At 53.1% G+C, this 22,794-nt stretch carries 23 protein-coding genes, 1 tRNA gene and 1 other RNA gene; 7 read left to right on the plus strand and 18 right to left on the minus strand.

Annotated elements, in window-relative coordinates:
- Positions 1 to 122: 122 nt before the first annotated feature.
- The gene (locus WCX19_RS09495) at positions 123 to 728 is read right to left on the minus strand and encodes an NTP transferase domain-containing protein (protein WP_373007488.1); all 606 of its coding nucleotides are present in this window, start codon (positions 726 to 728) and stop codon (positions 123 to 125) included.
- Positions 716 to 1,714 carry a histidinol-phosphate transaminase gene (locus WCX19_RS09500; RefSeq protein WP_373007490.1) on the minus strand — a complete coding sequence of 333 codons (999 nt, stop codon included), beginning with the start codon at positions 1,712 to 1,714 and terminating at the stop codon, positions 716 to 718. Before WCX19_RS09500 ends, WCX19_RS09495 begins: the two co-directional genes overlap by 13 nt.
- A gap of 195 nt (positions 1,715 to 1,909) precedes the next feature.
- Between WCX19_RS09500 and WCX19_RS09505 the strand changes: the two genes are divergently transcribed.
- The 4 genes from WCX19_RS09505 to WCX19_RS09520 all read left to right on the plus strand — a co-directional run bounded on the left by WCX19_RS09505 (position 1,910) and on the right by WCX19_RS09520 (position 5,825).
- Positions 1,910 to 2,089, plus strand: coding sequence for a type II toxin-antitoxin system ParD family antitoxin (locus WCX19_RS09505; protein ID WP_292426958.1), 180 nt, complete (start codon positions 1,910 to 1,912; stop codon positions 2,087 to 2,089).
- 10 nt (positions 2,090 to 2,099) lie between these two features.
- Positions 2,100 to 3,272 carry a cell division protein FtsZ gene (gene ftsZ / locus WCX19_RS09510; RefSeq protein ID WP_373007492.1) on the plus strand — a complete coding sequence of 391 codons (1,173 nt, stop codon included), beginning with the start codon at positions 2,100 to 2,102 and terminating at the stop codon, positions 3,270 to 3,272.
- 484 nt (positions 3,273 to 3,756) lie between these two features.
- Complete coding sequence (locus WCX19_RS09515) at positions 3,757 to 4,617, plus strand: coiled-coil protein (protein WP_373007494.1); 861 nt, start codon at positions 3,757 to 3,759, stop codon at positions 4,615 to 4,617.
- Positions 4,618 to 4,691: 74 nt separating this feature from the next.
- Complete coding sequence (locus tag WCX19_RS09520; RefSeq protein ID WP_373007496.1) at positions 4,692 to 5,825, plus strand: DUF373 family protein; 1,134 nt, start codon at positions 4,692 to 4,694, stop codon at positions 5,823 to 5,825.
- Between the two features lie 191 nt (positions 5,826 to 6,016).
- Here the strand turns inward: WCX19_RS09520 and WCX19_RS09525 are convergent.
- The 6 genes from WCX19_RS09525 to cfbA form a co-directional block, all read right to left on the minus strand.
- Positions 6,017 to 6,091: transfer RNA gene (locus WCX19_RS09525), tRNA-Glu, on the minus strand.
- A gap of 96 nt (positions 6,092 to 6,187) precedes the next feature.
- Positions 6,188 to 7,159, minus strand: coding sequence for a branched-chain-amino-acid transaminase (gene ilvE / locus WCX19_RS09530; RefSeq protein WP_373007498.1), 972 nt, complete (start codon positions 7,157 to 7,159; stop codon positions 6,188 to 6,190).
- A 79-nt stretch (positions 7,160 to 7,238) separates the two neighbouring features.
- Complete coding sequence (cfbB, locus tag WCX19_RS09535) at positions 7,239 to 8,615, minus strand: Ni-sirohydrochlorin a,c-diamide synthase (RefSeq protein WP_373007500.1); 1,377 nt, start codon at positions 8,613 to 8,615, stop codon at positions 7,239 to 7,241.
- On the minus strand, positions 8,612 to 9,685 hold the full coding sequence (gene cfbD, locus WCX19_RS09540) for a Ni-sirohydrochlorin a,c-diamide reductive cyclase catalytic subunit (protein ID WP_373007502.1): 1,074 nt from the start codon (positions 9,683 to 9,685) through the stop codon (positions 8,612 to 8,614). Before cfbD ends, cfbB begins: the two co-directional genes overlap by 4 nt.
- A 2-nt stretch (positions 9,686 to 9,687) precedes the next feature.
- A complete protein-coding gene (gene cfbE / locus WCX19_RS09545; RefSeq protein WP_373007504.1) occupies positions 9,688 to 10,908 on the minus strand; it encodes a coenzyme F430 synthase in 1,221 nt (406 codons plus the stop codon).
- An 8-nt stretch (positions 10,909 to 10,916) separates the two neighbouring features.
- Entirely contained in the window at positions 10,917 to 11,345 is a 429-nt protein-coding gene (cfbA, locus tag WCX19_RS09550) for a sirohydrochlorin nickelochelatase (protein WP_373007529.1), read from the minus strand.
- A 234-nt stretch (positions 11,346 to 11,579) separates the two neighbouring features.
- Here cfbA and WCX19_RS09555 point away from each other — a divergent pair, with 234 nt between their 5' ends.
- Positions 11,580 to 12,242, plus strand: a complete 663-nt coding sequence (locus WCX19_RS09555) for an FmdE family protein (RefSeq protein WP_373007506.1) — start codon at positions 11,580 to 11,582, stop codon at positions 12,240 to 12,242.
- 779 nt (positions 12,243 to 13,021) lie between these two features.
- On the opposite strand, the gene rnpB is transcribed toward WCX19_RS09555, so the two are convergent.
- From rnpB to WCX19_RS09605, 10 genes are all read right to left on the minus strand, one after another.
- Positions 13,022 to 13,370: RNase P RNA component (rnpB, locus tag WCX19_RS09560), an RNA gene on the minus strand.
- A gap of 780 nt (positions 13,371 to 14,150) precedes the next feature.
- Positions 14,151 to 14,663 carry a hypothetical protein gene (locus tag WCX19_RS09565; RefSeq protein WP_373007508.1) on the minus strand — a complete coding sequence of 171 codons (513 nt, stop codon included), beginning with the start codon at positions 14,661 to 14,663 and terminating at the stop codon, positions 14,151 to 14,153.
- Positions 14,664 to 14,974: 311 nt separating this feature from the next.
- Positions 14,975 to 15,610, minus strand: a complete 636-nt coding sequence (locus tag WCX19_RS09570) for a class I SAM-dependent methyltransferase (protein ID WP_373007510.1) — start codon at positions 15,608 to 15,610, stop codon at positions 14,975 to 14,977.
- 121 nt (positions 15,611 to 15,731) lie between these two features.
- Positions 15,732 to 16,166 (minus strand): hypothetical protein, encoded by a 435-nt coding sequence (locus WCX19_RS09575; protein WP_373007512.1) that lies wholly within the window; start codon positions 16,164 to 16,166, stop codon positions 15,732 to 15,734.
- Between the two features lies 1 nt (position 16,167).
- Positions 16,168 to 17,199, minus strand: coding sequence for a tetratricopeptide repeat protein (locus WCX19_RS09580; RefSeq protein ID WP_373007514.1), 1,032 nt, complete (start codon positions 17,197 to 17,199; stop codon positions 16,168 to 16,170).
- Between the two features lie 67 nt (positions 17,200 to 17,266).
- Positions 17,267 to 17,647, minus strand: a complete 381-nt coding sequence (locus tag WCX19_RS09585; protein ID WP_373007515.1) for a hypothetical protein — start codon at positions 17,645 to 17,647, stop codon at positions 17,267 to 17,269.
- On the minus strand, positions 17,638 to 17,829 hold the full coding sequence (locus WCX19_RS09590) for a hypothetical protein (RefSeq protein WP_373007517.1): 192 nt from the start codon (positions 17,827 to 17,829) through the stop codon (positions 17,638 to 17,640). Before WCX19_RS09590 ends, WCX19_RS09585 begins: the two co-directional genes overlap by 10 nt.
- Positions 17,830 to 17,953: 124 nt before the next feature.
- Positions 17,954 to 18,196, minus strand: a complete 243-nt coding sequence (locus WCX19_RS09595; RefSeq protein ID WP_373007519.1) for a DUF2769 domain-containing protein — start codon at positions 18,194 to 18,196, stop codon at positions 17,954 to 17,956.
- 372 nt (positions 18,197 to 18,568) lie between these two features.
- Positions 18,569 to 18,817: a DUF2769 domain-containing protein gene (locus WCX19_RS09600; protein ID WP_373007521.1), complete on the minus strand. Its 249-nt coding sequence runs from the start codon at positions 18,815 to 18,817 to the stop codon at positions 18,569 to 18,571.
- Between the two features lie 131 nt (positions 18,818 to 18,948).
- Complete coding sequence (locus WCX19_RS09605) at positions 18,949 to 20,709, minus strand: ABC transporter ATP-binding protein (RefSeq protein ID WP_373007523.1); 1,761 nt, start codon at positions 20,707 to 20,709, stop codon at positions 18,949 to 18,951.
- A gap of 325 nt (positions 20,710 to 21,034) precedes the next feature.
- On the opposite strand from WCX19_RS09605, the gene WCX19_RS09610 reads away from it, so the two are divergent.
- Together WCX19_RS09610 and WCX19_RS09615 are read left to right on the plus strand one after the other, a co-directional pair.
- On the plus strand, positions 21,035 to 21,217 hold the full coding sequence (locus WCX19_RS09610; protein ID WP_373007525.1) for a hypothetical protein: 183 nt from the start codon (positions 21,035 to 21,037) through the stop codon (positions 21,215 to 21,217).
- A 198-nt stretch (positions 21,218 to 21,415) separates the two neighbouring features.
- The gene (locus tag WCX19_RS09615) at positions 21,416 to 22,207 is read left to right on the plus strand and encodes a hypothetical protein (protein ID WP_373007527.1); all 792 of its coding nucleotides are present in this window, start codon (positions 21,416 to 21,418) and stop codon (positions 22,205 to 22,207) included.
- Positions 22,208 to 22,794 lie beyond the last annotated feature (587 nt).

Consider the following 22,794-nt stretch of genomic DNA (forward strand, 5'->3'; position numbering starts at 1 on the left):
GCACCTTAATATGCATTCGTACTAAATACGCCAGCATCTGCCGTTTTTTGAGCGTAAAGGCACGGATTGGGGCTGATTGCCCTGTAACCCGGTGCGCATTTTTTAAAATTTCGCCGCAAAACCTATGGTTTTCCGGAACGTTTGTGTAAAAACGCTTCTGCAGCGGCCCGGTCCTCCCGCGTGTTGACGTTAAGAGCCAGACGCGGATCGGCAATCACCAGCTGCAGTTCATCCTGCACGTCTGCAATCCGGTCTCCGCGTAAAATATTGAGCCCGGTCGGGCAGACCTCCTCGTTTTTTATCGTCTCGCGGTAGGTCATGCCGCCACGGCAGGCCTTGACAATACGGCTCGGCACCCATGTTGAGCAGGCATCTTTTCCCGAACTCAGGTAGGCCTCGTGGATACCTGCAATAATTTCGGCATCAATGCAGGGGATATCTGAAACACTTACAAAGAGTGGCTGTGTCTCCTCAAGCGCCTGCACCGTTTCGACCATATCGAGGATATAATCCACTCCATCAGCATTGTAGGAATCGACACCATTTACCCGGCACCAGTTCCGGGTCATGGGAGTTTTTTGGGACGTTGCAACAACCACTTCGCACCCGGCCCCGGCAAACGCATCGATGACGTACCCGAGCATCGGTCGGTTGTTGATAAGGATCAGCGGTTTTTCTCCGCTGTTGAGGCGGCTGCCCGCGCCCCCGGCCATGATCAGCGCACGCATGCAGAGAGTGCCTCCACAAGCTGTTCATTCTCCTCGCGGGTCCGCACAGCGACGCGGATACAGGTGGGAAGGCCAAACGAGGTACAGTCACGAACGAGAATACCATGAGTTTCGAGCTGCGTACACAGCGGTTCCACAGAACGGGCACAGTCCACAAGCAGGTAGTTAACCGAAGAAGGGTGACACCGCAGCCCGAGTTCTTCGATCTTCAAAGACAGCCATTCGCGTTCTTTTCGGATATAGTCCCGGGATTTCCCTAGTTCATCAAGATGGCTGAATGCCTGGAGGGCAAATGCCTCTGCATATGCATTTACACTCCAGGGCGGGCGGGCGGTCTCGATCTTCGCAATCATGTCAGGATTCCCGAAACCGTACCCGAACCGGATCCCGGGAACGGAAAAACTCTTGGTGAGCGAGCGCAGGACAAAAAGTGAGGGATCACGTATATCCACAATACTTTGTGCCGGGTCTGCAAGCTCAATAAATGCCTCATCAGCAAAGAGCATCCCCCCATGTGACGACACATCCCTGATACGTGCCATCATTTCAGAGCGGTTGTGCAGTTCTCCGGTCGGGTTGTTGGGGTTGCAGACAAAGGAGACGCTGGCAGATTCAGGGGCCCTTACTTCCGATGCACCGGCAAGACAGGCGGAGAGCGCATATTCGCCGAACGTGGGAGATTCGGTAAAATACGTTTTTTTTCCGGAGAGCCCGACCGCGCAGAAAACACGGATCAGTTCAATGGATCCGTTTCCTACGCAGATCTCTTCAGGATCCCGGTGGAATGTGTGTGCGATACACTCCTTGAGCTGAACGTATTCATTATCCGGGTACGCTGAAAGGCACGCAGGATCGCAGTGCCACGCGAACCGGGGGGGCAGGGGATTGAGGCTCGCGCTGAAATCCAGCAGGTTTTTCCCGGTATTTTCACGCTGTCGCTTTCCGGTGCCACCATGTATCACGGGTCTGGGAAAATCAACAGCCATTGAATCGTCCGTCTTTTTTAAAATTACTTGGCCGGGAAGTCATAAATGCGTTTGGAGACGGGGCCAGGATCAAATGAGAAGGCATATATTCCATTGTGTATCATTTTGGTCTATCTGGTTAAGTCAGACACAAGAGTTCCCCTTGTCAGACATATGAACGACAATTGACCGACATATGTCAGAAATGGAGATACAATGATGCAACGAATCACGCTCCGGTTACCCGAACAGCAGATTAACCTGCTCCAGCAGATGGTGGACGCAGGCGAGTATCCTAATGTATCAGAAGCTGTCCGGGCTGCCGTCCGTGAACTTGTTGAGAAACGAGCGGGCCGTGTCTTAAAGGATAATGACCAGGTTTCATTCAAGGTATGAGAGGGTAGAAATGCAAAGCATAATCAACGACGCATTAAAAAATGCCGAACTTGAAAAAGAGGTAAGCAAGTCCGGCTCAAATGAACCTGATGACGATTTCCTCGGGCAGCCAAGAATTGTGATTATCGGCTGCGGTGGCGGCGGAAACAACACGGTAAACCGTATCCACCACATGGGAGTCGCCGGTGCAGAAACGATTGCGATCAACACGGACAAGCAGCACCTGGATATGATCCAGGCCGACAAGCGTGTCCTCATCGGGAAATCCCTGACCCGTGGTCTCGGTGCCGGTGGTTACCCTGATGTCGGTAAGCGTGCAGCCGAGATGGCCCGCCCCACCCTTGAGGCACTGCTCGAATCAGCAGACCTTGTGTTCATCACAGCAGGTATGGGAGGAGGTACCGGTACAGGTGCAGCCCCGGTCGTTGCACAGGTTGCAAAGGAGCAGGGTGCAATTGTAGTCGGGATGGTCAGTTACCCGTTCCAGGTCGAAAAGGCACGGTTGATCCGTGCAGAAGAAGGACTTGAAGCGCTTGCCGCAGCAGCGGACTCGGTCATTGTCCTTGATAACAACCGGCTGAAAAACTTCGTCCCGAACCTCCCGCTGGGCCAGGCATTCTCTGTCATGGACCAGCTGATTGGAGAAACGGTCAAGGGTATTTCCGAGACTATCACAGAACCTTCGCTCATTAACATCGATTACGCAGATGTCAGGGCGATCATGTCCAAGGGCGGTGTCGCATCCATGCTTGTCGGGGAGAGCAAGCAGCAGAACAAGGCAGAGAGTGTCGTCCGCGAGTGCCTGAGCAACCCGATGCTTGATATCGATTACCGCGGCGCAACCGGCAGCCTGATTCACATTACTGGAGGTACCGACCTTACCCTGCAGGATGCGGAAGAAGTCGCAACCTCGCTCACGTACGAGCTTGACCCGCACGCAGATGTTATCTGGGGTGCCCGTGTCAGGCCCGACATGGAAGGCAAAATCCGTGTCCTCGCCATCATGACCGGTGTCAAGAGTGCCCAGATCCTCGGGACACGCCAGTCATATAAGACCATGGTTCAGGAAATCGACGCCAAGCGGTCCAGCCCAAAACAGGTTGAGATGCCCCAGAGCCAGGGAAGGCGGGCAGCATCGAAGGACCAGACAAGTGGCGGCGGCGTCCTTGAATGGGTCGGATAAGTACCACGCACAACAAGAAAACAAAAAAACAGTTATCAATGATTCGGGGGTGATGACGGTACGCCGCCACCCCCGCTTTTTCAGGTAAATTTCAGAAAAAAATTTGCTCTTCCCGTTTGGCATCACCGGGATTCTCCTTCGAAATGTCGGCGAAACACTTAATAGGCGTCCCCACCATTAAAATATAGTACATTCGACCAGATAATCTAAAGGGAGAATGTTGGGCGACACCCGGTGCATGGGTGTCATCCATGTACCGGGTGTTGAACATCATGAACCGTGTGTCGAACAAAGGCTTCTCTTTGAAGTCTTGCAAATATTCTATGCAACGATCCTTTTCTGATGTTTTTCGCCCTGCATCCTGCATGCAGAGCGGTTACAAAAGAGATGCGCATGCACAATCGCGCATGCTTTTGTCAGTTACTGTCTCTGACATAGTGTTTGCACCTTCCTTACAGGATTATACGATGAGGAGTGGTAACGCATGTTGAATGACCTGATGGAAAAGCGAAAGAAGATCCTCGCTGAGTCTGAACAGCACAAGAACCGAAGAAATGAGCTCAACGCCACCGCTAGCAAATCTGCGCGGGAAAGAAATACGCTCAACAACCAGACCCGGGAGTTTGTAGAAGAAGCGCAGAAAAACAAGGATCTCCGGGACAAGTACAACCAGGAAGTACTTGACCAGAAAGCGCAGCGCAACGACTTAAACGACAAGGCAAATGTGCTGTTTGAAGAGATCGAAGCGTTCAAAAAAGAGCACGGGACGCTTAAGAACCGGGGCATCAAGGAACTCCAGAAGCAGATCGAATACATGGAGTACCGGCAGCAGACCGAGGTCTTTACTACTGACAAGGAGCGCGAGCTCATTGAGAAGATCAAGCAGATGAAAGGCCAGGTCCGGGAACAGGAGGCCGAGCTCGAGCAGAACAAGGAGATGCGGACGAAGATCTCATCTGCCCGGGATTTTCGCAAGGATGCTTCCGAGCTCCACGCAAAGGTAACCGAACTTGCCGAACTTGCCCAGAAACATCATGACCTTATGGTCGAATCCTACCGAAAGGCAGACAAGTCCCGTGAGGCGGCTGATGCGGCCCATAAGAGTTTTGTCGAGGCCCAGGAATCCGCAGATGCCGAGCATAAATTCTTCATCGCCTGCCAGAAAGAATTGCGCGATTACGACAAGGTTATCTCCGGGCTGCGCAAGAAAACCAAAAAGGTCAAGGTAACAAAAGAGCAGAAAGCCGTCCGCCAGGAAGCCGAACACCTGTTCCAGAACTTCCGGGCCGGGGAAAAACTTACCACGGACGATCTCCTGCTGCTCCAGCGTTCTAAACTCGTCTAATCATTTAAAAAAACAATCCGCTTTTTTTCCTCTAGGCAATCGTTTAATAGATTTACGGCAATTTTATTATACCAATGACAGAGGGTCGGACTCTCGTCCTGAGCGTAGACCGGGACGATGATATCGGGTGGAAGGCAAAAATTGAAAGCCCGGTTGTCGGCAGGCACGAGTGCCTGAAAGCAGCCGACACATTAGCCCTTGCCGACCCGGAAGACTCTGATGTCAATGCGATCTTTTCTGCGGTAAAAATTTATGATGAACTGATCGCAAAAGGTGAAGAGGCCGTTGTCGCAGTTATTGCCGGCAACCACCTGCACATGATCGAAGGGGACCGGAAGATCGCAGCAACCCTCGATGATGTGATAAAAGAGACAAACCCCACAAGCTGCATCCTTGTTTCAGATGGCGCAGAAGACGAGTACGTCGTACCTATTATCCAGTCACGGCTTCCGGTCGCAAGCATTCGGCGCGTGATTGTCAACCAGATGCCCAATCTGGAGGGGACGTATTATATCTTAAAAAAACTCCTCGACGATCCCAAGATCTCCCGGGTGGTTTTCGTTCCCCTTGGCCTTGCCATGCTGCTCTACGCGAGCGCATTTATCCTGGGATACCCGGGAACTGCGACCATTATCGTGATCGGTGTGATTGGGATATACCTGCTATACAAAGGGTTTGGTCTGGACGAATTTATCCACGGGATTATCAATGCACTACGGGCATCCATGTCCCGGGGTAAATTCTCTTTTGTCACGTACTCGACCACCATCGTGCTCGTGGTCATCGGCTTTGCTATTGGTTTTTTCACAGTCCTGAAGTATTATACTTCAGACAGCAGCATGGGCGTTCTCCTGTACGTGATGAGTTTTCTCTATGGGGCAATCATATGGCTGATTATCGCCGGTCTTGTCACATCAATTGGAGTTATTGTCGATGTGTATATCAATGAGCGGGAGAACCTAGCAAAAGTACTGGTCTTCCCGTTCTTTGTCTTTGCAATCGGGCTCATTCTGTATGGTGCCAGTACCTATATCCTCGCGGTCAGCAGCGTCCCGGACTTTCCCGTAAAACCGGCAGCTGCCGGAATGTACATCACGTATTCCACCCTTGTTGGGCTTATATGTGCGATAGCCGGTGTTATTATCCAATATGTTATCGCGAAACGTCAGGCTGTGCAGCAGAAAGAGGCTATCATAGAGACGATATGATTTCGGATCGGATCGAGACCTCTGGAAAGCAGTTCAATTGGTTGCGCAAGCACTATTTAGAGAAGAAAACATTCTTTTCAGTCTGAACATAAAGAAATTTGCGATAAGGTTTTTGATAAAGCCTGAAACCTCATGGAATATGTCGTTTACACGATATGAACTATGAGAGAATTGAACTTTCACAAAAGAAGTGCTGCTATGGGGATTCGAACCCCAGTCGCGGGCGTGAAAGGCCCGCATGATTGGCCGGTCTACACTATAGCAGCATATTGCTCTAACTAGTTTTACTCTGCCTGATAAATAGGTTATGGAAATACAAGACGGGAAGCGGCCGGTTCATTCCCGGGCCCCCGGCAAAAAAATTATTTTTTCCGTGCGCCGGTCTTCTTTGCGGCAGGCTTCTTTGCCACCGGCTTTGGTGCAGCACTCTTTTTTGCTGCCGGCTTTGCCTTACCAGCCTTTGCCTTTGTATAAACTGGATATCCCTCGTGTTCGGTCACGGTATGGAACGCTGCAATCAGCTGCCGGGTGATCGGGCCGGGCTTCCCGGTGCCGATGACCCTGCCGTCGACCCACGTGATCGGTGCGACCTCTGCCGCTGTCCCGGAGCAGATCAGTTCGTCCGCGGTGTAGAGATCGAAGTACCCGAGGTTCTGCTCCCGGAAGGTGATCCCGAGCGACTCTGCAATCTCTTTTACGACCACCCGGGTGATGCCCCGGAGGTTGTTGAGCGTGTGCGGGGTGATGATCTCGCCGTTCTTGATGATGTACAGGTTGTCGCCCGAACCTTCGGCCACGTACCCGTTCGTGTCAAAGAAGATCGCCTCGTCGCCACCCTTGTAGTTCGCCTCGATCTTCGCGAGGATGTTGTTTAGGTAGTTGAGACTCTTCACGTTCGGCGGGAGGGACTCGGCGGCGTTTCTCCGGACCGAGACGGTGATCGCCTTTAAGCCCTTCTCGTACAGGTCGCCGTACATCGCCCCCCAGGTCACGGCGATAACAATAACCGATGCCTTCTTGCACCGGCGGGGATCAAGGCCGAGGTCACCGACGCCCCGGGTGATGATCGGCCGGATGTAGGCATCCTTGAGCTTGTTCCGGCGCAGCGTCTCACAGATCGCCTCGGTCATCGCCTCTTTTGAGATCGGCGGCTGGATATCGACCGTCTTAGCCGAATCGTAGAGCCGGTCGATATGTTCCTTGAGTCGGAAGACCCTGCCGTTATATGCGCGGATTCCCTCAAAAACACCATCGCCGTATAACAGGCCGTGATCGAACACAGAGACCTTTGCGAGGCCTTCAGGGAGGTATTTCCCGTCAATGTAAATGATCATAAATTGTTATGGGGTGTGGTGTGTCTTGTAGTTTTTTCTTTTGTGCGGATTTTCCTGCCGCCCCCGCTTTAAAAAAAGTTCATTGCTGGTTCATGCAGCAATCAAAAAAGTTATGGAACATATCCCGGCTCCCGACCGGGTGGAGGTGCGTGTAGCTCCCGAGGGTATTTTTCACCACCGCCCCGTCAAGGTTATCGTGGATGCCGATGCCGCGGGACAGCCGGTAGGCATACGTTGTTTCCGGGGCAAGGAGAACTTCCGAATAATGGAATTCGTGGCCGCGGAACCGTGCAGCGCCCATCGGGCAGGTGGCGTTGCTGACACCTTCCACGTAACTGACCACGCGCTTGGCCGGCATCCGGGTCTCGCCCGCAAACACGCCGCACATCTGCCCGGACAGTTCCTTCTCCTGCCCCTGCCAGCCGGGTTTTAGCACCATCCGGTCGGTGAGATACATGAGCCCGCCACACTCTGCATAGATCGGGGTGCCGTTCTTCGACACTTCGCGCACCGCCTCGCGCATACAGTCGTTTGCCTCCAGTTGCGGGACAAAGAGTTCCGGGTATCCCCCGCCGATGATATACCCGTCCGCGTCCGGCAGCCGGTCATGAAGGGGGCTGAACGGCACGGTCTTTGCCCCGAGCGAGGCGAGCACATCGAAGAGGTCGGCATAGTAGAAGTTGAACGCCTCGTCGAGCGCGACGCCGATCCGGACGTGCTGCTCTTCTGCGGGGTCGAGGAGCGTGTCCATCCGGGATACGGGCTCGCGTTCCCGGGCGAGCGAAAGGAGTCGGTCAAGATCGACATACTTCCCGATGATCCCGGTGATGGCATCGATCCGTTTGTCAAAATCCCCCCGGCCGCTGCCCTCCCGGAACGGGACAAGGCCAAGGTGGCGCATGGCAAGCTGCATCTCCTCCATCCGGGGGATCGCGCCGATCACCGGCACGCCGCAGTAATACTCGATCGCCTTGGTCGCTTTGTCCCGGTGCGAGCCGCCCTTGACCTGGTTGAGGATGACCCCTGCAATCCTGATATCGGGATCGAAGACCTGGAACCCTTTCACAAGCGCCGCCGCGCTCCGGGTGATGCTCTGCGCCGAGACGACGAGCACGACCGGGATATCGAGGACTTTCGCGATCGCCGCCGTGCTGCCGGTGTCGTCGAGCGCCTCGGCCCCTTCGTAGAGACCCCGGACTCCTTCCACAAGCGCGATGTCGGCACCCCGGCACCCGAACGCGAAGATGTCGCGGATCTGTCCCTCGCTCAAGGCAAAATTATCGAGGTTCCGGCACGGCCGGCCCGAGGCTGCGGCAAGGTACGAGGGGTCGATGTAGTCCATCCCGACCTTGAAGGTCTGGACCGTGTGCTCTTTTGAGAGCAGGGCGGCAAGGGCAAGCGTGATGCTCGTCTTCCCGCTGCCGGACCGGTCGCCGGTGATGAGAATGGATTTCATGCGATGCTCCGGAGCACCGCACCAAACTCGCTCTCCACGATCTCCCGCACGCCCAGCGTCTTTGGGTGGAGGTCGATCTCGACGAGTACGTGCTCGTGGCCGATCGCGTGGAGCGGCGCGACCTGCCGGGGGCCGTTAGTCACCGAGAAGCACTCGATCCCGTTCGTGTACTCAGGGGCGATCGCGTGCGGGACGCCGGCAATAAGTGCAAACGTAGGGGCAATTTCCCGGATCCGGGCGCCAAGCGCGTCACCGTTTGCCCCGTACTCGTCCAGCGCACCGATCAGTTCAAGCGTCACGCCGCGCTTTGTCATCTCGTCACGGATCCGCTCTGCATCCGCCCGCACCTTGGGCAGGCCCCGGTTGTCGAGGTTTGCGATGTAGGTGATATTCGCATCCGGGCAGGCATCGTGGAGCGCGATTAATTCATCGGCAAACATGTACGCGGTCTCCTTTTTTGCATTCAGGATCGCGACGCCCTTTGCCCCGCTCCGTGCACATTCGATGAGCCTTTGAGCCGCGACATGCTTTAAGTCGCCCCGCGAGGGTTCGATGTATGCCTGCGATGCTGCGCCCCGTAATTTTTCAACCTCGTTTGCTTTTCCCATGAGCCGGTGCTGGCGGACGAGCTCGTCTTCCGTAATCCAGCCGGCCTCCTTTGCTGCGTCGAGCGTCGCAAGCACACCGGAAATATTCTCAGGAAATCCCGCGTGGATGTCCACGGCAATGGTGGGGGTCGTGATCCCTGCGCTGTCGATAGCCGAGGGGAGATCCTCCCCGATAATCATCGAGACACAGGTCCCGATCACGGCCATCTTCTTCGGGGCAAAATGATCCTCTGCGTACCGCAGCACCTCTTCGAGCGGCTTCTGGCCGCCAAAGATAAACTCGTTGTCTGCAAGCGCCGTCGTGAGCACCCGCATCCCGTCCTCTTCGAGGAGCCGGGCATGCTTGAACGAGCAGCCCGAGGGGCCGTGCAGGATCGCGACATCCACTTTGAGGTCGCGTGCGGTATAGAGTGCGGCCACAATCGAGCTCGGGCGGGGGTGCATGAATCGTTCAGGTATCATTTTTATCTCCAGGTCTTGACCGCGAGCACAATGGCACCGGTCGTTGTTCTCTCAAGAGCGCAGCGCTCGGCCTCTTTTAAGGTCGGGCAGACTGCGTCGATCTTCCACGAGGCAGAAGTGTCAGTCCCGTGTTTCGGGGGGTCACCCACCCAGATGACCGAGCGGGGCCGGATCGTTTCGATTGCGGATATGATCTGCTCGTCAGGGAATCCTTCGCAGACAGCACCGTCGCCTTTGACCGTGCCTATCACGAGCGTGATCCCGGGAGATCCTGCACAGGCCCGGGCGTACCGGGCGGCCTCGACCGTTGTCTCAGCGGTCGTCCCGCTGTTTGCGTTGTCGATGACAAGGACGTTGTGGTGTTTCCTTACCGACATGCGCCCCGCCACCCCGGAGAATGTGGAAAGCAGTGCGGGGTCGTACCCGAGCATCACGGCAGCCGTGCCGGCAAGGGCAAGCGGGACCCGGTACCCGGGCTGGACGAGCAGGGGGTTTGAGAACGTAGCAGTCCGTCCGCCATACTCGATGGTGCAGGTCGTGCCGGAGACCCGGGCAACATCGTCCAGCTGCACGGCTTCCGCATGCTCCACTGTCGGGATACCGGGTGCGAGCAGGAGACGCCGGCATTTTTTGGCCGATGCGATCTTTTCTGCGAGCGCACTTTTTTTCCCGGCTGCGCACCGGTAATCGGACGGAGACGTGATGATGGCAAGGTCACCGGCCCCGGTCACTCCGAGGGATTCTTCAGCAATAAGCCAGCCGGGAAGGGATACCGCCTTTTCTGTGGCCCCAAGGACCGAGGCTGGCGTGATGCTTTTTTTAAAGAACCACGTTCGCCCGGGCATCTCGTAGGTCCCGGCCGATGTGTGCAGGACACCGGGGCCGGGCAGCAGGTGCGCGAGTGCGAATGCAGTTGTCGTCTTTCCCTGCGCCCCGGTGATCTCGATCATCGGGTGGGGCACGTGACCCTCAAGCAGCTGCCTTACTGCCTCGTGATGGGAGATCACCGGTTCCGATCCGGAGCGTCCGGCAAGCAGGGGGTGCTCCGGGTCGAGGTGAACCGGCGCGACAACGAGATCATATGTCTCCTGTGCAGCCCGTTCTGCCGCTTCCGGTGTCGTGCCCCGATACACGTCCACCATATCGACGGTGTGGCCGGCCCGGGCAAACGCTCCCCCGATCTCGCAGCCGCCATGGATTGTATCGAGTACCAGGATCCGCATATGCCGCTTCAGATAAGCGTGAGTGCCTTTTTCGCGTTTTTGACCATCAGCTCGGCAAGCAGCGGGTCGATCCCGATTGGGTCGGCGTAGACGAGTGGAATGGATTTTCCGTTGAGTGCAAACGTACCCTTCTTTGTACCTTCAGGAATGCCGATCTCAGCGGGAATGTCTTTTTCGATGTGGACGCCTTTTGCAAGAAAGAGCGGGACGACCACGAGCGCATCGATATTTTCTTTTTTGAACTCAGCAAGAGCATCCTTGATGGACGGTTTATTGATATTCATAAAACCGCATTTGACCACAAACTCGGAAGTCTGGGCCGCGATCAGTTTTCCGGTCGATTCGATGAGTTCCTTGTTGTAGGGCATCGTGCTGCCATGACCTACGAGTAACATTCCCTTCGTAACCATGTAAGTGACCTCAGTGTTATTTTTCAGGTGGTTCGGTATTGCTCTGGAGCAACGAACGCGTAATGTATGACAAATTGGGCATTATCGTAATAATTTTTATCGTTTTAATCTCCCTATTCGTGATACCCGTCAATATCTCTTCTCCTGTAGACATAAGCAAATGGTTTCCTTTCCAAAAATTCCAGATTTTTCCAACCCCCCCATAAAAAAATTGTGAAGAAGTCAACAGCCTCAAAAAGTGAAAATAAAATGTTTAATGGTATGACGTACAAAGTGATCTTCATGGAAAAAGGACATCATCACCACGATCCCAAGGAGTTTACTGCCCGCATGCAGGCCTGCGGCGTTCCCGGCCGGGTTCAGGAATATATAATCCATTGTACTGAGTTTCACACCGCTCCAGCACCGGGAGTACTGATCGGTGCCTTCATGGTGGATTATGCTCTCGAACTGCTCGAGGCAACCGCTGAAGAGAAACTTTTTGGCGTCTGCGAAACACCCAAGTGCCTTCCGGACACGCTCCAGGTGATCGCCCACAGTACGACCGGTAACGGGAGGCTTACCGTCCTGCCCATAGGGAAATTTGCCATAACCCTGAACCGGGCATCCGACAGCAGCACAACGGAAGGTGTACGGGTCTGGGTCGACGGTAAAAAACTCAAAAAATTTCCCGTCATCGATATGTGGTATGCAAACAGCCCCGACTACAAGAAACACACCATGGGTGACAGCCTCCAAGAAGAGATATTCCGCGCTAAAAGGGAGATCCTGTCTGCTGAACGGGTACGGGTGCCAGTCACCGGTAAAATGAAATGGAAACCGGTCATCTGCCCATCCTGCGGCGAGAGTGTACCAGACTACCTCATCGTAGACGGAAAATGTGCAGCCTGCAGTTCAAAGAATTATTACGAAAAACTCTCGTAAGGAAAAAGATCTGACCGCCGTTCCGGATTCAGATCAAAATAGTACGGGTAGAACGACCGACTGCATTCATCAACGTTGATTTGGCACCCCTCGTCCCATCATCAGACTGCATAATAAGAAACATACAACCCGGCTGGTGGTAGTTTTCATGTTTTACCTTTTTTATTTTGCCGGGAACAGGAGTCCCTAGTTAAAGATCATCGTATGTATCAATGAAGATTTGATGAATGCGCACAACGGGAGAATGTGAAGATGGGCAGGACCGGGATGCACGTTGGAATTACGAGCTGAACCCGGTAGTCCTGCCCCGAAAAGGTGCTTTTTAGAAAAACGCCAGTAAAACCGTCCGATTTGGAGTGCTGGAAATTCAAGTAAAAATATCGTTTATTTTACCAAAATGAGTCCAAATTGAGCCTCATATAATGCCCATAATCTCCATGTAGCCGCTATCTGGCGGCCCCTGTTTTCCTGATCGTGTAAAAGGTAGTCTGACCCGAGATCTGCCGAAAGAGTCTCATTATCGAGCCTGTTTTTACTCGTCCGTTTCCCAAAACAAGCCTGATTTGGGGACATTTGGAAACGGGGCCTAATACGGGCTTCTTTTTGGGCGATCGGATGGCGATCGGGGCTTAAATTGAGCCTGGATTAACGTCATGTCAGTATGAGATACCGGAGAAAAAACATCAGGGACGGGAGGGGTTTTATGAAGGGGTAACGGTGAAAACCAAAAGCAGGGAGAACGCTTGCCCTTGTCATCGGTTATTTATGAAAGAATGAGTGAGTGGGAGGAGTAAGCCTCCTTCTGTTCATGCGGCATTCAGCTCTGCGCCATACCCGGGCGGATACCGAGCGATCCATTGCCCTGTTCTGGCTTGCACCCGCAGGGTTTCGCCGTTTCATCGTATCCTGTTCCGTTAAAACGCTCAGCGGGTTACTCATGCACGAAAAACGTGCACTTCTCGCTTCCGTAAAGGAGCTCAGCCGTATCATAACTGGGAACAGGCCGTGTCGTTTCTGTGCCATTGCCGTGACTCTCGCCACCCATACTTGTGTATGGCTGCGTGCTCGGCAGGTGGGGGGACTTTCCTCAGCAGCACTAAAGCTACCGTCAGCCGCTCTCTCCCTCTCACGACTACATATGCGCGAACGAACCTTAATAATGGCGCAGGTGACCTGATATCGCACACTTTTTTTAATTCATAGGACTTATGCGGTTGCACCATGTTTGAGCGAGGAGCCGTTGTCATACATCTATAAGGATTTCTATTAACCACAGTACTTCTCTAAATCTTCCTTTGCAAACATCAGAATTTTAATAGGACTTGCCGAAGCGATTCCCGGTCCCTTGGGGTACCCCCTCCTGGCAAGCCCTGGGTGGCACCCCCCACTCCCAAAAATGAGAGGTACCCCGACCCCCCGACCAATTTTTTAAATGCATGATACCCCCACCCCCCAGTCCGGGCATAAGTGGGGCCCTACCCCCCCTTTTCCAGCATTTCCAAAACCTGTGCTTCGTGTGGAGTTATCGTCTGAAGGTATATTTTGCCGGCCGATTGCTTGGGGGGTAGGGGCCTCTTTTCTTGCTAAGGGGGTAACCCCCGCTCCCAAAAAGGAGAGGCCCCCCACACCCCGACCGATTTTTTAAATGCATGATACCCCCACCCCCCCTCTAGTGGCCCGGGGGAGGGGGGGTGGCTGTCAAAAAAGATACTTCCGCTTCCAGATCTGGCTTATACGAATTTTTGGTAGTTGTTCATTCAATTTGAAAATAGAGAAGTACTGAACCAGCAAAAATGCCGGATTCACCGTAATCTCTACGACGGAAAAATTAATCGCAGATCGTACAAAATAAAGTTTTTTTAAAAACCAAAAAAATAATTATGCTGCCATCCGGGCCGTCCGGTAATCTTACACTCTCACGCCGTTCCAGTAGTCGGTGGTGTTGTTTATCGCACCGGGGGCGTCGGAATCGGATGCATACTTGCCGGTAAACGAGTTCGCGTCAGCGGAGAGCGTGAACGCGAGCGGGCCGCTGTAGGTAACGTTGGGGTAAATATCGTTCCACGAGCCGGTTAACCGGTTGCCTTCCACGGTACCCTTAATGGAGCCGGTGATTTTACCGTTATCGACATAGGTGTATGTCCCGGTCACGGTGGTGCCGTTCTGCTTCATCGTCATGGTCGTTGTAACGATTGGGTCCGATCCGGACGTCCAGGTGACGTTCCAGTTCCCGGCAAAGCTCGGCGCGGGGGTAGCCGGTGCATTAGGCTGTGCGGTCGTGTCCGCGGGTGCAGCGGTAGTTGCTACCGGGGTTGCCGTTGGCGTTGCTGTGGTTGCGGTGCCGGAGGATGATGTACATCCGGCAGCGATCATGAAGATGCAGGCGATGCCTGCAAGAAGAATAAAGACTGCGTGTTTCATAATTTAATCCCATTACATTTGCACCGGGAATAAATAATCCTGCTGGATTGTATCGGCCCTCCCAAAAACGAGGGTAGGGTCATGTGGCTGATGACGCAGATGGCAATCAGCTTCACGCTGCTCTCGGGCGAGAAAAAGCAGATGATGCACGGCCCCACTATGGTGATGAGAAACACCGGGAGCCGGTAAATAATCGGGCAGTCCCGCATCGCAATGCCTTACGGCAGCCATATTCCGGCCTGGTCGGTTCCTGTCGCCGAAAATTCCCGGGCCTCTTTTTCAACCGTGGCCTCCCTCAGGTTTTCGGGCACTCACGCCCGCTTCTCGCCGGTCATCAGGAACACCGTAAACGTCCGCACCTCGCCGTCCGGCCCGGATTTCTGCATGATCGCAGCAGTCCGGTTACGGACCGAAGAAAAACCGGCAGCTTCGAATGATTTCTTCATCGTGTACCGGTCGAAGCCGAAATGGAACACACCTTCGTTTGAATCATGGAACTTTCCCTCATCGGAATCGAGATCGGCAATCGCAATCCTCCCTCCGGTTTTGAGGACACCCGCTATCCGGTTGAGGAGCATGCCGGTGTCCCGGATGTGGTGGAAGGTCATACTGCTGATCGCGAGGTCAAATGTGCCGGGGAGTTCGTCTCCCTGTTCCAGGTCCACGCGGCGGGTGATGACGTTATTTTTGTCCAGCGCCTTAATTTTCTTGTCCAGCACATCGAGCATGCCCTGCGAGCTGTCGACTGCCGTGATCGTGCGGACATGGGGCTGGAGGAGAAGGGTCAACAGACCCGTCCCGCACCCGACGTCCAGCACGTCCATCTCCGGCCCCGGCGGGATTGTCCCAAGAATGCCCCGGGCCACATCATGTGCCATCCGTACCCGGCACGGGTTCTCATCCCCTGTTGCTGCTGCTGCATTAAAATCGCGTTTTTCACCGGCCATACGCGTGACCGGTGGATTGGGAGAGTAAACAGAAATACTGTGTGGACCGGGGTGGAGAACCGGCTCTTTTTGTCCCCTCCCGGAAAAAATGAGATGTTGGCAGGGTGGGGTCACGGACCCCTCATGTCGTAAATATGATCAGGTTCGCAAGGGCATCTTTCAGGTCGCCGTTACAGTATTCCATTCCCCCCACAATGGATGTCACCCACCGGGAATCAAAGTTCCCCGGGGTATAGACGCAGGTCATATTCTTTCCCTCAAGCATCGTCTTCATCCCCTGCGTTTCGCTCTTGTTTAAGCGAACGAGGGTCTTTGTGAACGTGCAGTCCGGGGAGACCGAATAGGTAAACGTCCCGGCAATCCCGGTGGCGGTCATACTCGTTTCACTGCATTTGCCTGCTGCAGCGATGAACGCGGCCTGTTCCGGGCTTGGGTTTCCGGATGCAGGGGATGCTCCCGTAGTCGATGCACAGCCGGCAGCGAGGATCATGAGGACTATGCCGAGGATAGCCGCGAGGGAACGCGCCGTACGTTTTGCAGTTTTTACCTCCTTCATGTTACTCCCCTCCCGGCGAGCCCAGCGTTTTTAAGAAATCTTTCCCTCCCTGGTAGGTAAAGATATACCTCAGGTTGTCAAGGTCCACGGTCCCGGTCGTCGCTTTCTGGAGGTTCTGCCCGTAGACGTTTTGCGCTGACGTGCGGACATCGGGCCCCAGCGTCTCTATGAGGATGCTGTTGTCCGGAGTCGGCCATGTCCCCATGTTATTTTCCCGTATGATCCGGTTCCTGATATCCTGTGCCTTGCTCTCGGAGACCGCGGTGTTACTCAGGGCTTTGTTCATGTACAGGATAAATTCATCCCATTTCCCCTGGTTCTTTTTCAGTTCTGCAAGGCCGGTATTTGCATCAAAGTTGGTGGGATCCTTTGACAGGATCGCCTTGTACTCCCCTTCAAGTTTTTGGTCCATCGCAGTGATCTGGGCGTTATCCTGGGAGATCCTGGCGTTTGCCACATCCGGATTGATCTGCCTGGCCTCAAGCTGGTGGGTTATCGTATCCCGGTCAAGGCGGACGTCGAGATCATTGTTGAAATCGTAGCGTGCTGCGGCAATATCCGATGGCAAGGTGAATGAACCATACATGGGGCACTCGTTGCTGTTTGCCCCGGCGAGCGTCGTTGTGCCGCTGCATGAACCATAGCGATCATTATACTTCCAGCTGTATTTTGCAGCGAATGCGGAACAATCGGTCGTGAAGAACACATCGTATGCAGATAATGTCGATGTTCCCGGGGGATCATCGACGGTCCTGCCCGGTGTGTGCAAAATGTTCCCGGAAATAAATGATCCTTCTGCAACGCCATGCCCGACATCCCCCATCACGGCGGTCGTGAGGTTATACTGGATCGGGACAGAATACTGGTTTGTGGATACTCCGTTGTCACAGGCAGATTCGTCTTCCTTCACGGTTACCTGCCAGACGATTGTCCCGCGGTAGGTATTCCAGCTCCATGGCTGCGAAGAGGTATCTGCCACAACAGGAACGATGAAAGCCAGAATTATAACAATACACAGCGCACCCCGTATCATACCGATCAGTTCGTGGATGCGACGCCAAATATTATAAATGTATTCTCATAAAAGGTTCTGGCGGATGTCACCGCAAGCACAACCGGATAAAAAAAACGTGTGATGTGAACAGGTCTGGCAAAGAGCCTGCCGACACTATTTTTATAGGGGCCATGAGAACCGCACCGCTCCCGAGCGCCCAGAGAATGAGCGGATCGGCAATAATCCGTTCCATGCCGCCTTTACCCAACCCGATACAGAATTTTATTTCGAACAGAATGATCGCAACCAGCGTGATGATCCCGAGTGTGCCTGAGATCCACGCCCTGGGTACGAGAAAAACACGGGACGCTGCAATTGCAAGAATGCCTCCGCTGACAAACATGAGAGAGGCAGCGATTAGGTGCGGCGTCCTGGTATTTTCAGGAAAGATGCCGATACCCACCTGCCTGATACCGGTCAATGCCATGAGTGCAGAAAACCCGGTAACGGCCCTCCCCTCCGGAGCAGGCAGGCAGCAGCGGTGAGCAGGACGCCAAAGACAACCACCGATATGTTGAAGATCAGTGCGGCTGTTCCAACGCCAAGGTCACGGATCATCTGCATGACATGGTATCCCGGGGAGAGCGCTTCAGAAATAATGCTCCCCATGAATGCCCACGTGGCCCCGGATTGCCCGTTTCCTCAACCGGAAAACCTTGCAAAACGCCCGGATCCGAGATCGGTCAGTACAGTCAAAAAGCGGGTTAAAACAGAAGTGCAGGGAAAAATCCCCCTATTTCCTGTCGCAGAAGCGCCCGATGTTGAGATGGTTCTTATCAAAGATCTCGCAGGCCGGACAGTAGCAGTTGATCTCTTTAATTAACGGGGCACATGATGTCCCGCGTGCGCAGAAGAGGGACCCCGGCTCGGATTTCCCAAGGGAGTTGCGCTTGTAGGTCGGGCATGACCCGCAGTACTTCAGGCAGATCTGCCGGTTCTCTTCCGTATCCTCAACTTTTATTTCCCCATTTTTCATATGGAAGGGATCGTATGACAAGAATAATAGGTTTCCTGTGAATTTTTTTAAAAAGGTACCGGGCGCACCACCCGCCCGTGCCAAAGGAAAAATCCAGAGGGTCAAGCATTGCCAAAATTAAAAAGGCTCTTCGTCATTTGCTATGGGTTTGATAATGAAGTGAGCAAATCACAATGAATGGCAATTGCAGAAGATCTCTTTGGCACCAGGACCATCTGGTGTACGGCAACCTCGTCATGTCCCGTACAAGCATCGCAGGCCGGGCGCGGGTCAGACGGTTGTACATAGCCCGGGGCCTCTTTGTGATCGTCACTGCCGTTTCCCTGATCCTGTAAGCAGGTAAAAAAAAGAAGTGCAGAGAAAAAAGTTCGTCTACCTTCTTACGCAGTAATATCCGCCGCGAAGATGGTACTTCATGAAGAGCGGGCAGGCCGGGCAGAAGCAGCCGATCTCTTTCATTGACGTGGCATTGGAGGTTCCACAGCCGCAGAAGAGCTCAGTCGGCTGGTGTTTTTCAAGCGAATGGTGCTTGTAGTTCTGGCAGATGGTGCAGTATTTCCTGCAGATCTGCCGGTTCTCTTCCGTATTCTCGACAACTGGAGGTTTGCCTGATTCAAACATGCGAAACAAGATATGTGATGATAAATATTAGATCTTTTGGTTTTTTGATTTTGCAGAAAAGAGGCCAGGCCGGCCATTAAAAAAAGCGTGTGGATGGCGGGTTTGATAATCTCCGGGATGATGTCCCAAAATTACGTCCGGTTCGCCGGGTTCCTGCGTTCACCAACCTGCTGGCGCCACATTGCATAATACAGGCCCTTCTGCTCAAGAAGACTCGCGTGAGAACCAGTCTCAACAATCCTGCCCTGCTCCAGCACGTAGATCACATCCGCGTGCATGATCGTCGACAACCGGTGGGCGATCAGGAGCGAGATCTGGTCTTTTGACAGGGAAATATTCCTGATGGTGTTCGTGATATCCTCCTCGGTCAGCGAATCAAGGGCAGATGTCGCCTCATCAAAGATCAGGAGCCGGGGATGGCGCAACAGGGCTCGTGCAATGGAGATACGCTGCTTCTCGCCGCCCGACAGGTTCATGCCGCCTTCGCCGATAACCGTATCAAGACCATGGGATGAACCGGCGAGCAGGTTATCGCACGCGGCCTTGTGCAATGCGTCCATGATCTGCACATCCGTCGCATCCGGCTGGACAAACAGGAGATTCTCCTTGATGGTTCCTGCGAACAGCTGGGCGTCCTGCGCAACAAACCCAATCTGCCGCCGTAAGGGATTATACCGGATCTGGGAAGACGGGTGGCCATTAAAATAAATCTCCCCGCTTACCGGGCTGTATAATCCGAGCAGGAGTTTCACGAGCGTGGACTTACCGGCACCCGAGGGCCCCACAAACGCGATCGTCTCGCCGGTCTTTACCGTAAACGAGATCCCGTCAACCGCATTGAAATGTGCAGTCTTATGGTGAAACACCACGTTCTCAAAACGGATCTCAGAAAGCTCGTCAACCTCGATCGGGTTTTCCACGTTCTGTTCGATGGGTTTCTGCATGAGTTCATCGAAATATTTGACGGACGCTTCAACCTCATTATAACTGATGATGATACTGCCAAGATCCTCCAAAGGCCCGAAAATGATCGTGGCAATAAACTGCATCGAGATCAATTCACCCGTCGTAAGGACCTTGTGGAAGATCAGCCAGAGGAGGATGAACAGGATCGACTGCTTGAGGATGGCAAGCGTCGTTCCCTGCAAAAATGTCAGTAGCCGGATCCTCTTTACTTTTATCATCTCCAGGTTGAAGATCTTCAGGTTATTGTCCCATATTCTCCGTATCTCGGGATAGGTCAGGCCAAGACTTTTTACCAGTTCGATGTTCCGGAGGGACTCCGTGATCGCCCCCGATATTTTGTAGGTTTCAAGATTGATCGACCGTTGCGTCACCTTGATCTGCCTGCTCAGTAACCCCGAGAGCGTCCCGAGCACGATAATACCGACCACAAAAACCGGTATTAAGAGCCAGTTCTTGGTGATCGAATACGCAATAAGAAAACAGATCCCGACAACAGAAGAGAAGACGACGTTGATGAACAGGTTGATGAAGACCTGGGTATCAGCCCTCACATTCTGCAGTACCGATAACGTCTCGCCGCTCCTCTGTTTCTCGTACTCATCGTAGGTGAGGCGGAGCGTCTGCTGGAGTCCGTCATTGAAGATCTGCATCCCGAACTTTTTTACGGCCAGTCGTGTGAAATAGTCCTGGAACGCGGTTGTAACCTGGGCGAGCACGGCGATTGAGACCGCCACACCCAGCCAGAACAGGACCCCTTTTATCAAAGCCTCTTCCGTGCTGTTCCCTGGGTTTAAGGCATAATCGTCGATAATTTTCCCGAAGATAAGCGGGTCGACAAGATTCAGGAGCTCACTGATACCAGCGAGAACGAGTGCGACAACAATGAGCCATTTTTGCGGTTTTAAGTATTTCCAGAGGACGCTCATTTTTATTGGATAATGATGGTAATCGTTGTGGTACCTCACATGATAATTTCACAGATTCAGTCCCGGGTTTTTTATGCATCCCCTTCCAGAAAGCGGATCCCTGATAACGGGATATGGGATGAAGATTGAATAAAGGTATTGTTTGCCGTAGAGTAAGGACCCGCCCGGCAATCCATAAAACCGGGCGCATACCCGGATTATTTGCAGGATGCTTGTACAAATTCCCGGCAGTCAGTATATCCGGCACCGGAGTGGAGCATAATGGGGAGTGTAATCCGGCAGATCCTAAAAACAGGTTTTGTTTTTTAGATTAAGTGCACCTTTTTTGTCAGCATCAATACATTTTGAGATTACCCTTGCGTTCATCGAAGTTGCGGCGGTGTTCCTGCCGCTGTTTGTCTTCCTGCCGAAACTGATCCAACGGGCGATGAAGGCAAATGTGGATGCAGCGATCGACACGTTCGGAAAAAATGAGCATGTAAAAAAAATGTGTTCTGGGCGGTGTTAGTGGCGAGGGGTTCACCCGCACTGGCCCGGATTGTGGAGCCGGAGTCGACACAACAGATGATCTGGGTGTGATACAGCATGATACATGTTCAAACCTATTCGCTGTCTCTTTTCCTGATTCCGTGTTTTATTAACAGATTTAAGTTAACAAATTGAAACAATAAATCAATAAATAAATGAAGGACTGAGTATTGAATTAATGGATCGTATACTGTCTGACCGCGCTTTCAAGATCATCGTGCTGATTATTGGGATCATTCTGGTAATCGATATAGTAAATGTATTTGCTCTGGGGGGGCCCTCGGTGTTCTCCCTTATTTTCAAATCCGGGAACGCATCAGAAAAATCCTTGGCAGCCGTAGAGAACTCCAATCAGATTTCTCCCGTACATAGCGCAGCAAATTCGACACTAAATCAGACCACGGGGAGTTCATCGAGTTCTATTCAGGCAATTTACGTGCCTACGAAAGCAACACCCATCCCGACCGTTCGCTATGTATCCACAGTGACACCCATCAAGATAACGACAACTCAACCTTCCCTGAGATTAGTTCAACCCACCGCAGAGACCACGGAAGAACAGGATAATTATGTGGCGATTTACTCGAATGATCTCTCCTATGGTACGACAGATGTTCCATCTGCGGTGGCGTTCGATGTGGTAAATCCTCCCCTGATTATCAAATACACTATTTCCCCGAAGATGACGTTAGATTCGAAACTTATCTATAACCACACGGCATCGCAACCGGGTCGTGACGAGCTCATCAATACCACGTATCCTTCGGAATTTGCCTGGTTCACGGTAACGATCTATGATAAGGATACCGGGCTGGAAGCTGCTCAGGACGGATATGGGGGGATTTATGGCCAATTCTCCCAGAAAACGTATACCTATCGCACGGCAGGGAATTACCTGATCCAGTTCGATGGAGCAAATTCAAACGTCCACGTTGACATGTTCCTGAAAAAAGAAGGGAACATGGCATAACACCCATGGGTATCCCCGTTTACCCTCATGCGGGTAGAGATTGGCTATAACAAAACAAATTTTGTTCATCCAGCCAACCGGCTGCACTCCTGGATTGTACAACTGCCGAAAACCCGTCTTTTATGACCGCGCAGGAGCCGGGCACATCCGCACCGGTTTCTCCCGGGAAAACCGGTTGGAATCCACGGGATTTCCTATAGTAACCTCCGATACCCGACCGGTTTTTTTCCGGAATCCTCAAGCTCGCGATTCGTTTATTTTTTAAAAATGTTCAGCAGCGGAGCCGGACATTTTCCGGAAAAGCCGGAAAATCTTTGTTAGTGTTTTTTTGCGGACAACGGGTGGAAAGGGATGCCTTCCCCCCTTGTCTTGTGTGCCGGCATGGTACATACCTGCCCCAATCCGGGCTTAATATGGCCTCCGATTACCCTTTTTACACCTCAAAAGAGGCCCGTATCGGGCTCCGATTTGAAATAACCCCAAATCGGGCTTATTTTGGGAAACGGACAAATTAAAACGGACCCGATAATGCGGTTTTTTTGGCAGATCTCATGTGAAATTGCCACTTGGACGATCCGGAAAATGAC

Origin of the sequence: Methanoregula sp., assembly GCF_041663825.1 — an archaeon.
In the GTDB taxonomy this organism is placed as follows: domain Archaea; phylum Halobacteriota; class Methanomicrobia; order Methanomicrobiales; family Methanospirillaceae; genus Methanoregula.

What these genes read in the sequence shown, in the direction of transcription:
- WCX19_RS09495 (WP_373007488.1), bottom strand. Translation starts at nt 728, where the DNA reads ATGCGTGCGCTGATCATGGCCGGGGGCGCGGGCAGCCGCCTCAACAGC.
- WCX19_RS09500 (WP_373007490.1), bottom strand. Translation starts at nt 1,714, where the DNA reads ATGGCTGTTGATTTTCCCAGACCCGTGATACATGGTGGCACCGGAAAG.
- WCX19_RS09505 (WP_292426958.1), top strand. Translation starts at nt 1,910, where the DNA reads ATGATGCAACGAATCACGCTCCGGTTACCCGAACAGCAGATTAACCTG.
- ftsZ (WP_373007492.1), top strand. Translation starts at nt 2,100, where the DNA reads ATGCAAAGCATAATCAACGACGCATTAAAAAATGCCGAACTTGAAAAA.
- WCX19_RS09515 (WP_373007494.1), top strand. Translation starts at nt 3,757, where the DNA reads ATGTTGAATGACCTGATGGAAAAGCGAAAGAAGATCCTCGCTGAGTCT.
- WCX19_RS09520 (WP_373007496.1), top strand. Translation starts at nt 4,692, where the DNA reads ATGACAGAGGGTCGGACTCTCGTCCTGAGCGTAGACCGGGACGATGAT.
- ilvE (WP_373007498.1), bottom strand. Translation starts at nt 7,159, where the DNA reads ATGATCATTTACATTGACGGGAAATACCTCCCTGAAGGCCTCGCAAAG.
- cfbB (WP_373007500.1), bottom strand. Translation starts at nt 8,615, where the DNA reads ATGAAATCCATTCTCATCACCGGCGACCGGTCCGGCAGCGGGAAGACG.
- cfbD (WP_373007502.1), bottom strand. Translation starts at nt 9,685, where the DNA reads ATGATACCTGAACGATTCATGCACCCCCGCCCGAGCTCGATTGTGGCC.
- cfbE (WP_373007504.1), bottom strand. Translation starts at nt 10,908, where the DNA reads ATGCGGATCCTGGTACTCGATACAATCCATGGCGGCTGCGAGATCGGG.
- WCX19_RS09555 (WP_373007506.1), top strand. Translation starts at nt 11,580, where the DNA reads ATGACGTACAAAGTGATCTTCATGGAAAAAGGACATCATCACCACGAT.
- WCX19_RS09565 (WP_373007508.1), bottom strand. Translation starts at nt 14,663, where the DNA reads ATGAAACACGCAGTCTTTATTCTTCTTGCAGGCATCGCCTGCATCTTC.
- WCX19_RS09570 (WP_373007510.1), bottom strand. Translation starts at nt 15,610, where the DNA reads ATGGCCGGTGAAAAACGCGATTTTAATGCAGCAGCAGCAACAGGGGAT.
- WCX19_RS09575 (WP_373007512.1), bottom strand. Translation starts at nt 16,166, where the DNA reads ATGAAGGAGGTAAAAACTGCAAAACGTACGGCGCGTTCCCTCGCGGCT.
- WCX19_RS09580 (WP_373007514.1), bottom strand. Translation starts at nt 17,199, where the DNA reads ATGATACGGGGTGCGCTGTGTATTGTTATAATTCTGGCTTTCATCGTT.
- WCX19_RS09585 (WP_373007515.1), bottom strand. Translation starts at nt 17,647, where the DNA reads ATGGCATTGACCGGTATCAGGCAGGTGGGTATCGGCATCTTTCCTGAA.
- WCX19_RS09590 (WP_373007517.1), bottom strand. Translation starts at nt 17,829, where the DNA reads ATGGGGAGCATTATTTCTGAAGCGCTCTCCCCGGGATACCATGTCATG.
- WCX19_RS09595 (WP_373007519.1), bottom strand. Translation starts at nt 18,196, where the DNA reads ATGAAAAATGGGGAAATAAAAGTTGAGGATACGGAAGAGAACCGGCAG.
- WCX19_RS09600 (WP_373007521.1), bottom strand. Translation starts at nt 18,817, where the DNA reads ATGTTTGAATCAGGCAAACCTCCAGTTGTCGAGAATACGGAAGAGAAC.
- WCX19_RS09605 (WP_373007523.1), bottom strand. Translation starts at nt 20,709, where the DNA reads ATGAGCGTCCTCTGGAAATACTTAAAACCGCAAAAATGGCTCATTGTT.
- WCX19_RS09615 (WP_373007527.1), top strand. Translation starts at nt 21,416, where the DNA reads ATGGATCGTATACTGTCTGACCGCGCTTTCAAGATCATCGTGCTGATT.